General features: G+C 45.1%; 12 protein-coding genes. All 12 read left to right on the forward strand.

From position 1 onward, the window contains the following. Positions 1–17 precede the first annotated feature (17 nt). The 12 genes from NSQ57_RS09920 to proS all read left to right on the forward strand — a co-directional run bounded on the left by NSQ57_RS09920 (position 18) and on the right by proS (position 10,616). On the forward strand, positions 18–338 hold the full coding sequence (locus NSQ57_RS09920; protein ID WP_029517010.1) for a hypothetical protein: 321 nt from the start codon (positions 18–20) through the stop codon (positions 336–338). Between the two features lie 41 nt (positions 339–379). After that, positions 380–1,012 carry a hypothetical protein gene (locus NSQ57_RS09925; protein WP_342425960.1) on the forward strand — a complete coding sequence of 211 codons (633 nt, stop codon included), beginning with the start codon at positions 380–382 and terminating at the stop codon, positions 1,010–1,012. Continuing rightward, positions 1,009–1,656 (forward strand): endolytic transglycosylase MltG, encoded by a 648-nt coding sequence (locus NSQ57_RS09930; protein WP_342425961.1) that lies wholly within the window; start codon positions 1,009–1,011, stop codon positions 1,654–1,656. Before NSQ57_RS09925 ends, NSQ57_RS09930 begins: the two co-directional genes overlap by 4 nt. Positions 1,657–1,909: 253 nt before the next feature. Further along, positions 1,910–2,608, forward strand: coding sequence for a 30S ribosomal protein S2 (rpsB, locus tag NSQ57_RS09935; RefSeq protein ID WP_013309916.1), 699 nt, complete (start codon positions 1,910–1,912; stop codon positions 2,606–2,608). A 130-nt stretch (positions 2,609–2,738) separates the two neighbouring features. Then, positions 2,739–3,389, forward strand: a complete 651-nt coding sequence (gene tsf, locus NSQ57_RS09940; RefSeq protein WP_013309917.1) for a translation elongation factor Ts — start codon at positions 2,739–2,741, stop codon at positions 3,387–3,389. Between the two features lie 120 nt (positions 3,390–3,509). Further along, positions 3,510–4,238 (forward strand): UMP kinase, encoded by a 729-nt coding sequence (pyrH, locus tag NSQ57_RS09945; protein ID WP_013309918.1) that lies wholly within the window; start codon positions 3,510–3,512, stop codon positions 4,236–4,238. Continuing rightward, on the forward strand, positions 4,238–4,792 hold the full coding sequence (gene frr / locus NSQ57_RS09950; protein ID WP_029517013.1) for a ribosome recycling factor: 555 nt from the start codon (positions 4,238–4,240) through the stop codon (positions 4,790–4,792). Before pyrH ends, frr begins: the two co-directional genes overlap by 1 nt. A gap of 84 nt (positions 4,793–4,876) precedes the next feature. Continuing rightward, positions 4,877–5,644 (forward strand): isoprenyl transferase, encoded by a 768-nt coding sequence (locus NSQ57_RS09955; protein ID WP_039274672.1) that lies wholly within the window; start codon positions 4,877–4,879, stop codon positions 5,642–5,644. 17 nt (positions 5,645–5,661) lie between these two features. Continuing rightward, a complete protein-coding gene (locus NSQ57_RS09960) occupies positions 5,662–6,453 on the forward strand; it encodes a phosphatidate cytidylyltransferase (protein ID WP_029517015.1) in 792 nt (263 codons plus the stop codon). A 145-nt stretch (positions 6,454–6,598) separates the two neighbouring features. Then, complete coding sequence (locus NSQ57_RS09965) at positions 6,599–7,738, forward strand: 1-deoxy-D-xylulose-5-phosphate reductoisomerase (RefSeq protein ID WP_069011405.1); 1,140 nt, start codon at positions 6,599–6,601, stop codon at positions 7,736–7,738. A 106-nt stretch (positions 7,739–7,844) separates the two neighbouring features. Then, the gene (gene rseP, locus NSQ57_RS09970) at positions 7,845–9,116 is read left to right on the forward strand and encodes an RIP metalloprotease RseP (RefSeq protein ID WP_069011406.1); all 1,272 of its coding nucleotides are present in this window, start codon (positions 7,845–7,847) and stop codon (positions 9,114–9,116) included. 51 nt (positions 9,117–9,167) lie between these two features. Beyond that, positions 9,168–10,616: a proline--tRNA ligase gene (gene proS, locus NSQ57_RS09975; RefSeq protein ID WP_039274666.1), complete on the forward strand. Its 1,449-nt coding sequence runs from the start codon at positions 9,168–9,170 to the stop codon at positions 10,614–10,616. Positions 10,617–10,618: the final 2 nt, after the last annotated feature.

Here is a 10,618-nt window from a genome sequence, read left to right on the forward strand (position 1 = left end):
GGAAAGGGTGTGGTCCAATGAGCTTGAAGGCTGTTGAATTGCAAATTGCCGTACCTCGCACCAGCGAAGCTGGAAAATACCAAAGTGAGTCCCAGCAGCGGCCGATGAATGATCAAGCATTGCTTGGACAAAAGGCCGCGCTGGAGACGGAGAATATGCGTCAGCGAAGCAGTGCTGTAGATCAGTCTGCGGAAACATTCGTCGGTGAGCGGCAAACAGGGGGGCAGAGCAGAGATTCTTCCCAGCAGAGCCGCTCCCGGCCAGATGAGGCTGAACTGCCTAAGGAGCATCCGGCAGAGCATCCATTCAAGGGACACCATATTGATTTTTCGCTCTGATCCGACAGGTGGAGAAGCGTTATTAAAGGAGACGATGGGCAGTGGATCAACCATGGATTTATATTGTTCTACTGGGCGCCGCAGCTGTTGTCTACGCCTGGCTACAGCCTAAGCGTCAGCCAGGCCGGGGAACAGAAGAGGCCGTCGTCCAAAAGGTCGAGGCCACATTAGAGCAATATATGGCCGATATTGAAAACGATAATGACGAGTTGATTGAGCTCGTTTCTGGTATGAAGCAGGAGCATACAGTGAAACAGGCGGCATTACAGGAGCAAGTAGCTGAGCTTCGGAGCCGTATCGTGGAGCTTGAGCGCCAGGCTATGTTTGCAACTGTGTCTATGCAAACCGAGCCTGTACCTAAGGAAATACAACATACAGCTGCTTCTCATCAGGCAGCGGTTGCATACGGTCAATTTCAAAGTCCGCAACCTGAAATGTCTGTGCAGGAAGGCTACTCTGGTTCAGAAGCTCTCCTCATAACTATGGAGGAGCAGACGGCATTACAAGATCCTGAAACTGAGCAGGAAGCAGAGTCCATCCGTGATCGTTATCAAGAGTTGTTTGCGCTGCATGAGCAAGGCAAGTCGGTGGACTATATAGCCAAGCAATCAGGCATTCAACGGGGTGAAGTACAGCTTATTTTGCAACTCGCGGAGCGGGAGGATGTAACGTGATCAAAAACCGTTCATTTATGCTAGGCATGGGTACTGGTCTTATAACGGGGGCATTGCTATTGCAACTGGCATTGATCGGTCAGGGGCAATCGCAGCAATCTTCCACAGACCCGAAAAACATGACGCGAGAGCAATTAGAAAAGGCAGCAGCCGGATTAAATCTCCAGGTCAGTGACAGCTCTGACCCGAAAATGACAGAAGAGGAATGGCGTAATAAGGTGATCAAGGAAGGTAATAAAACTCCCGTTGCACCCCAAAAAGCTAAACCAGCTCAAACGCCAGCAACACCAAAGGCACCTGCAAACAGCATATCCTCGGCTGGTTCTAAACCTTCGAGCAGCACATCGGTTCCACAAAGTCCGAATAAGCCGCAAACTCAAAGTTCTGGCACTACAGCGACTCCCAATATCCCCAAGCAGCCTGTCACCCCACAAGTGCAGTATAGCATTGCATCGGGAAGCAATTTGAGAAGTGTGGCATCAGGATTGCAACGGGCAGGGGTCGTATCGGATGCTAGTGCATTTGAGGCAGCAGCTAAGGCTAAAAAAATCAATACCAAAATTCGTACCGGTACCTATCAGTTTGCTAAAGGTGAGGATTTCAGTTCTATCATTACTAAAATTACGAAAAGGTCGTCCAACTGACCAGACTGGGAAGTGGACGGCTTTTATTCTTGCTGAAAAGTTCAATGAGAGGCGTAAAACGTCATATCTTGCGTTGTTCTAACTATTGTCGAAAAGTTGGTTGCAACGATGCAAGTGTTATGGTATATTAATTAACGGTGTTAAAAACGCACGTCGGTTAATTTTATAAAGGGTGCTTTCCAATTGAAAGTCTTTATGAAAAATGATGTCGGCGGAGGACACACAAAAAACCAAACTTAGGAGGTGCGTGAAGATGGCAGTAATCTCCATGAAACAGCTTTTGGAAGCTGGGGTTCACTTTGGTCACCAAACACGTCGCTGGAACCCGAAAATGGATCGTTATATCTTCACTGAAAGAAACGGTATTTATATCATTGACTTGCAAAAGACAGTGAAAAAGGTTGAGGAAGCTTACAACTTTGTAAAAAGCATTGCAGCTGAGAATGGTACAATTCTGTTCGTAGGCACGAAGAAACAAGCACAAGATTCCGTTAAAGAAGAAGCAGCACGCGCTGGTCAATTTTACATTAACCAACGTTGGTTGGGTGGTACGCTGACTAACTTCCAAACGATTCAAAAACGTATTGACCGTTTGAAACAACTGGAAGCTTGGGAAGAAGACGGTACATTCGCAGTTCTTCCTAAAAAAGAAGTTATCATTCTTCGCAAAGAAAAAGATCGTCTTGAAAAATTCTTGGGCGGTATCAAAAACATGAAGGGCCTTCCAAGTGCTCTGTTCATCATTGATCCACGCAAAGAACGTATCGCGGTTGCTGAAGCTCGCAAATTGGGCATCCCAATCGTAGGTATCGTTGATACAAACTGCGATCCAGACGAAATCGACTATGTTATCCCAGGTAATGACGACGCAATTCGCGCTGTTAAATTGCTGACAGGTAAAATGGCTGATGCAGTTATGGAAGCAAACCAAGGCGAAGAAACTACAGCATAACATTTCCATTAGGAAATAACTATATGAATTAAATGAAAAGGGTGGTTGGCAGGTGTATAACCTCTCACTACCCTTTTTTTAAGGAATAAGCACGGTATACCACTGAAAATCAAATTTGGAGGGAAATAATATGGCAGTTAATGCTAGCGCAGTAAAAGAGCTTCGTGAAAAAACAGGCGCAGGAATGCTGGATTGTAAAAAAGCGCTTGAAGAAGCAAACGGTGATTTGACAAAAGCGGTTGAAGTTCTGCGCGAAAAAGGACTTGCAGCTGCAGCCAACAAAGCAGGTCGTATTGCTACTGAAGGTGTTGTTGAATCCTACATTCATGCTGGCGGCCGTATCGGCGTACTGGTAGAAGTAAACTGCGAAACAGACTTCGTAGCTAAAACAGACCAGTTCAGAGATTTTGTGCGCGACATTGCAATGCATATCGCTGCATCGAACCCTCGTTATGTTCGTCGTGAAGAAGTGCCACAGGAAGAGATCGAAAAAGAAAAAGAAATCCTGAAAGCACAAGCACTGAACGAAGGTAAACCAGAAAAAATTGTTGAAAAAATGGTTGAAGGCCGTATTGGTAAGTTCTATGAAGAGTTCTGTTTGTTGGAGCAATCTTTCATCAAAGATCCAGACAAAACAATCTCCACGCTTATCAACGAAAAAATCAGTACGATTGGCGAAAACATCTCCCTGCGTCGCTTTGTTCGTTTTGAACTGGGTGAAGGTCTGGAGAAAAAAGAAGACAACTTCTACGAAGAAGTTATGTCTCAAGTGAAACAATAATTACCAACGAACGGTAATCGCATATGGAAAAATGGAAATGGGACACATCAGTGTTCCATTTCTTGCAACAGGACACCTATCCTGTTACATAAAGTATAAATGATATTGGAGGGTGATCATTTGGAAAAACCTGTGTTTAAGCGTGTTGTCCTGAAAGTTAGTGGTGAATCGCTGTCAGGTCCTAACGGTTACGGTATTGACGCGGATACGATTGCATCCATTGCAGAACAAGTCAAAGACGTAGTGGAACTGGGAGTAGAAGTTGCTATCGTGTGTGGTGGCGGTAACATCTGGCGCGGTATTGCTGGAAGTGCCAACGGAATTGACCGGGCCACGGCAGATTACATGGGTATGCTGGCAACGGTGATGAACTCACTGGCCTTACAGGATGCTTTGGAACAGATTGAGGTACCTACCCGTGTACAAACATCCATTGCGATGCAACAGATTGCAGAACCTTACATTCGTCGTAGAGCTATCCGTCATTTAGAAAAGGGTCGGGTTGTTATTTTTGCAGCAGGTACAGGTAATCCGTTCTTCTCGACTGATACTACAGCTGCACTGCGTGCCGCTGAGATCGAAGCGGAAGTGATTCTGATGGCTAAAAATAAAGTGGATGGCGTATATTCTGCTGATCCGTTTAAAGATAGCACAGCTGAGAAATATGAGCAGCTTACGTATTTGGATGTGCTCAACAAAAATCTCGGTGTCATGGATTCTACTGCTTCCTCGTTGTGCATGGATAACAATATTCCGTTGATTGTCTTTGCTATTACAGAGCAAGGTAACATTAAACGTGTCGTGCTGGGTGAGAAAATTGGTACGATCGTCAAAGGGAGTGTAAATTAATGCCACAATCTGTGAAAAAGAGTGCTGAGGAACGCATGCAAAAAGCAATCCAGGCATTGCAACGTGATCTTGCATCTTTGCGTGCAGGACGGGCGACACCAGCTTTACTGGACCGTGTACAGGTAGAGTATTATGGTGCAATGACTCCAGTCAACCAACTGGCGAATATCAATACACCTGACAGCCGGACCTTGATGATTCAGCCTTGGGACAAATCTTCCTTGGCCGATATCGAGCGCGCTATACAAAAATCCGATTTAGGTTTGACACCTTCGAATGACGGTAACACCATTCGTCTTAGCATTCCTGCTTTGACGGAGGAGCGCAGAACTGACTTGGTGAAGTTGACAAAGAAGAACGGTGAAGAAGCGAAGATCGCTATTCGTAACATTCGTCGTGATGCCAATGATGACATCAAAAAATTGGAGAAAAGTGATATTTCCGAGGACGAATCTCGTAAACATCAGGAAGATATCCAGAAAACAACTGATAAGTTTATCGCTGAAGTGGATAAAGTTTTAGCTGCAAAAGAAAAAGAAATTATGGAAGTCTAAAAGATTGGCAGCCCCTCCCTTACGGTGGGGTTTGTCTCTTTTCAAGCCTGAGGCACATTTTCAGAGAATGCTGGAGGAACTGGAATGATCAAACGGGTTCGGTCTTGGTGGAACGGGGAACAAAAACAGCAAATACCGGCCATTTCAAAAGACAATATTCCGCAGCATGTTGCTGTCATCATGGATGGGAACGGCAGATGGGCCAAACGGATTGGAATGCCGCGGATTGTAGGGCACCAAAATGGAATGAAGGCAGTGAAACGCACAGCAATTGCGGCGGATGAACTGGGTATTAAGTATTTGACTTTGTTTGCATTTTCAACTGAAAATTGGACGCGTCCAAAGGACGAAGTTGATTTTCTAATGCGCTTACCGCAGGAATTTCTGGCTATTGAGCTAGATGAGTTGATTGAAAAAAATGTGCAAGTACGTATGATGGGCAATAAAGAACATTTACCTTCCCATACCGTTGAAGCGCTGACTGAAGCGACTCGACGAACTGAAAATAATACCGGACTTGTTCTTAATTTTGCATTAAATTATGGAAGTCGGTTGGAAATCACCGAATGCATGCAAACATTGGGCCGTCAAATTGCGGATGGGAAGCTTAAATCGGAAGATATAACATCTGAGCTGATCGGTAGTACGTTGCTTTCTAGCGGTATGCCAGACCCTGATTTACTGATTCGAACAAGCGGTGAGCTTAGACTTAGTAATTTTATGCTCTGGCAGCTTGCCTACAGTGAGTTGTGGTTTACTGATATTTATTGGCCTGAGTTTAAGAAAGAACACTTATACGAAGCAGTGATCGAATATCAGCAAAGAACACGACGGTATGGCGGACTGAAGTAAATGGAGGATGAAAGCCGTTGAGACAGAGATTAATTACCGGTATTCTGGCAGGCATATTCTTTTTGGCGATGGTCCTGTGGGGCGGCTTGGCCTACCATTTGCTTATATTGGCGATGGCCCTAATCGGATTTTATGAGTTCGCACGAATGACGCAGGTATCTCCTTTTGGAGGTACAGCAATACTTGGATACGTAAGCATATTAGCTTTTGTATTCCCGTATGAACCTTTTGGCTTGCACTCACCCTTACCCTTTGCCAGTATGCTTTGGCTGGTAATGATAGCTTTTATGATCATCACGGTAGGAACAAAAAATAAAATCCCGATTCAAACGGTAGCTATATTATTTCTTGGTACCGTTTATATAGGGTTTGGATTTTCGTATATTGCGGAATCACGTCATATGGAACATGGACTATTATGGACATTTTTATTATTGGCTTGTATTTGGGCAAGTGATGCAGGGGCATATTTTGTAGGCAAAATGGCAGGAAAGACGAAATTATGGCCTGCGATCAGTCCGAATAAAACGGTCGAAGGCTCCATTGGCGGCATCGTTTTAGCGTTGGTTATAGCTCTTGTATTCGCTGGATTATCGGGTGGACTGCTGCCATGGGGCAAAGCCATCGGCATCGGTTTGTCATGTGCAGTTGTGGGACAACTGGGCGATTTGGTACAATCTGCATACAAACGAGTGTACGGCATTAAAGATTCCGGTAATCTGCTGCCAGGGCACGGTGGTATACTAGACCGTTGCGACAGCTGGATTGTCGTTTTTCCATTTGTACATATGCTGATGCTGCTTCCATGAGTCTATTGATTACAGTTTATGCTCAGGCTAATCTCTATGCTGCTCACTCTGCGCTACTAGAAGGTTGGAACCAGTAGCATAGCTGCCTGAATAATAATCAATGAGCTCCTGGATAAAAGTGATTTTCAGGATAGGAAGGTGCATCATGAAAAGAATTACGGTACTTGGTTCAACCGGTTCTATTGGAACTCAAACGCTGGATGTAGTGTCCATGCACCCGGATCAGTTTACTGTTGAGGCTTTAGCAGGTGGTTCTAATATAAAGTTACTTGCTGAGCAGGCGCATCTTTATAAACCCAAAAAAGTGTCTGTGGGTACTCGGCAGTTGGCGGATGAAATTCGTCCTTTACTGCCTTCTGGAATGAAACTGTATTGGGGAAATGAAGGACTCGTTGAGCTTGCTGCGAACACGGAGGCGGATATGGTTGTGACGGCTGTAATGGGCAGTGTCGGATTGCACTCCACGCTGGCCGCGATTGAGGCTGGAAAACAGATCGGTTTGGCCAATAAGGAGACACTGGTTACTGCTGGTCATCTGGTCACAGCGCGGGCTCGGGCGAAAGGAGTGCCGTTGCTGCCGATTGACAGTGAGCATTCAGCTATTTTCCAATGCTTGAATGGTGAGCGTATGAAAGATGTGGCACATATTACCCTCACAGCATCAGGGGGTTCTTTTCGAGATTTGACAAGAGAACAGTTGCGTGAAGTTACAGTGGAAGATGCACTCAAGCATCCCAATTGGTCAATGGGGGCCAAAATTACGATTGATTCAGCAACGATGGTAAACAAGGGGCTGGAAGTCATTGAGGCGCATTGGCTATTCGGACTTGATTATGAGCACATTCATGTGTTGCTTCATCCGGAAAGCATTATTCATTCCTATGTTGAGTTTCAGGATACAAGCATTGTTGCTCAACTTGGGAATCCGGACATGAGAGTACCCATTCAATATGCATTGACTTACCCTGAGCGTATGAAGTCCCCGGCGAAGCCGTTGTCACTAGCTGAAGTGGGTAAACTCCATTTTAAGGAAATGGATTATAATCGTTTTCCTTGTTTAAGGCTTGCCTTCGAATGTGGTAAAATGGGTGGTACAGCACCGACCGCATTTAATGCGGCTAATGAAATTGCAGTTGCCCGTTTCCTGCGTGGAGAAATTTCTTTTCTGCATATTGAAGCTATTATTGAACGTGTGCTGGAGCGGCATGTCAATGTGGCTAATCCTGATCTTTCTGCAATTGAAGCCTGTGACGAAGAGACTCGTAGCATATCTGCGGGGTTGTAGGCTAATGTTGGGTTTGAAACGAAATGTGATTCTCTTGTGCGGGATCGGAGAATAATGATAATCTAGGAAGACAAACTCGATCTCATTGAAAGGGGAACAGAAACGATTGGAAACGATTCAAATAGTGTTGATGACGGTGCTCATGTTTTTCGTCATAGTGACGGTGCATGAATGGGGGCATTATTATTTTGCCAAACGCGCCGGGATTCTGGTACGGGAGTTTGCGATCGGTTTCGGTCCGAAACTGTTTTCTTATAAAAGAAACGAGACGCGATTTACGTTGCGTTTGTTGCCGTTCGGTGGCTTTGCCCGCATGGCGGGAGAGGATCCGGAGGTCAATGAAATTGAGGCCGGACAAACGATTGCTGTACGCGTAACGGATGACGTCGTTAAAACCATCTATCTAGATCAACTGGATAATCGTAAAAATGTGGTGCGCGGCGAAGTGTTGGATATTGATCTGGAACAGTCATTAACTTTAAAATTGGATGTGGATGGCGAAGATCAGCAATACACTGTACATCCGCAAGCGATGATGGTAACCAAAGGTCAATCCATTCAGATTGCACCCAAGGATCGGCAGTACGGGAGTAAAACAGTAGGACAGCGTGCGATGGCTATTTTTGCTGGACCCCTGATGAATTTTATTCTTGCTTTTATTTTGTTTGGTCTGCATATTCAGATGGTCGGCATACAAGTGGACAACCCGACTTATGTCCAAATTAGTGAAATTACAGCAGGTATGCCTGCTGCTGAAGCTGATTTGCATAAGGGAGATATCATCGAATCGGTGAATGGAATAGCCATTGGTGCAAATGTTGAAAACATGATCAAACTGATTGCGGATTCTCAAGACAAGCCGATGAAGTGGACGGTTCGCCGTGATAGTAAGACCTTTGATCTTACGATTACACCTCGTGCTATGGAAGGACAAAAGGGTGGCAAGGTGGGTATTGTACCCGAACTTCCAAAACGCCAAGCAGGTGTGGGAGAAACGTTCAAATTTGCCGGCCAATCTATGGTCAGAACGACCGATATTATTTTCCAAGGATTTAGCCAGCTCATCCAACGTTTTTCTATCAATGACCTGGGAGGCCCGGTACGTACTTTTGAAGTGACAGGGCAAATTGCCAAGCAGGGGATTGAGCAGTTGACGTATTGGACTGCTATAATGAGTCTTTACCTGGGGATATTTAATTTATTGCCTATTCCGGCGCTGGATGGAAGCAGACTTGTTTTCCTTGGTGTGGAGGCGGTAAGAGGACGTCCCGTTGATCCGAGTAGGGAAGGTATGGTCCATTTCGTTGGTTTTGCTATGCTATTCCTGCTTATGATTGCGGTCACGTATAACGATATTTTACGCTTAATTAATGGTTAATTAGAGACGGACTTATATAAAAACGGTCTGTATGGGAGGACATGCATTTCTATGTCGAACGATAAACAGTTTGTCGAGGAAATTACGCCACAGAGTGAAGATTTTTCCCGATGGTATATTGATGTTATTAAAAAAGCAGAACTGATGGATTATTCCCCTGTTCGCGGATGTATTGTATTCCGCCCCGATGGTTTTGAAATTTGGGAGCATATCAAGGAAGCCATGGATGTGCGCTTCAGAGAAACAGGTCACCGTAATGCCTATTTTCCAATGTTCATTCCAGAAAGCTTTTTTCAAAAGGAAAAAGAGCATGTCGAAGGGTTTAATCCTGAACTGCCTTGGGTAACCGAGGCTGGCGGGGAAAAGCTGGAAGAGCGTCTTGCAATTCGTCCGACTTCGGAAACCATGATTGGTCATATGTACTCCAAATGGATTCAATCCTATCGTGATCTACCTGTGCTTATTAACCAATGGGCTAATGTAGTGCGTTGGGAAAAACGCACGCTGCCTTTCTTGCGCACAAGTGAATTTTTGTGGCAAGAAGGTCACACGGCCCATGAAACAGAAGAAGAAGCACGTGAAGAAACGATGAAAATGCTGGAAGTATACCGTGAGGTTATTGAGGAAGTTCTGGCTATTCCGGTTATTACTGGACAGAAAACACCTTCTGAAAAGTTTGCAGGTGCGAAGGATACATTTTCACTGGAAGCGATGATGAAGGATGGACGGGCGGTACAAGCTGGTACCTCCCACTATATGGGAACTAATTTTGCGGTTGCATTTGATATCAAATATTTGAGTCGTGAAAACAACCTGGAATTCGCGCATACGACTTCATGGGGAACAAGTACACGTTTGATCGGCGCACTGATTATGGTCCATGGAGATGACCGTGGTCTGGCATTGCCTCCTAAAGTTGCGCCTACGCAGGTTATTATGGTTCCAATTGGGCCACCTAAGAAGCGTGATGCCGTTATCGCTCGTGCAGATGAACTATTCGCTCAGTTGAAACAAGCGGGAGTGCGTGTTAAAATGGACGACCGCAGCGATGTAAGCCCAGGCTGGAAATTTAATGAATATGAAATGCGCGGTGTGCCGGTTCGTCTGGAAATCGGGCCTCGTGATATGGAAAACGGTGTCTGTGTGCTCGTATCCCGTATCAGCGGTGAGAAAAAAATCGTACAGCAGGATAATCTGGTTGAGGAAGTACACGCGATGCTCGCACAGGTACAGCAGGAGATGTTTGATCGTGCGAAAAATTTCATGGAAGAAAACTTCTATTCCGTTGATACGCTGGATGAAATGAAGACTCTCATGGAAGAAAAACGCGGCTTTACTTTGGCAGGCTGGTGCGGATCTGAAGAATGTGAAGATAAAGTTAAAGAAGTGACAGGTGCTACAAGCCGTAATATACCGTTTAAAACAAACGAGCAAAAGTCCACATGTTTGTGCTGTGGCAAACCTGCCAAGCATACAGTAGTGTTCGCACGGGCGTACTAATA

This window comes from Paenibacillus sp. FSL L8-0502 (assembly GCF_038593055.1).
GTDB classification, from domain to species: Bacteria; Bacillota; Bacilli; order Paenibacillales; family Paenibacillaceae; genus Paenibacillus; species Paenibacillus polymyxa_D.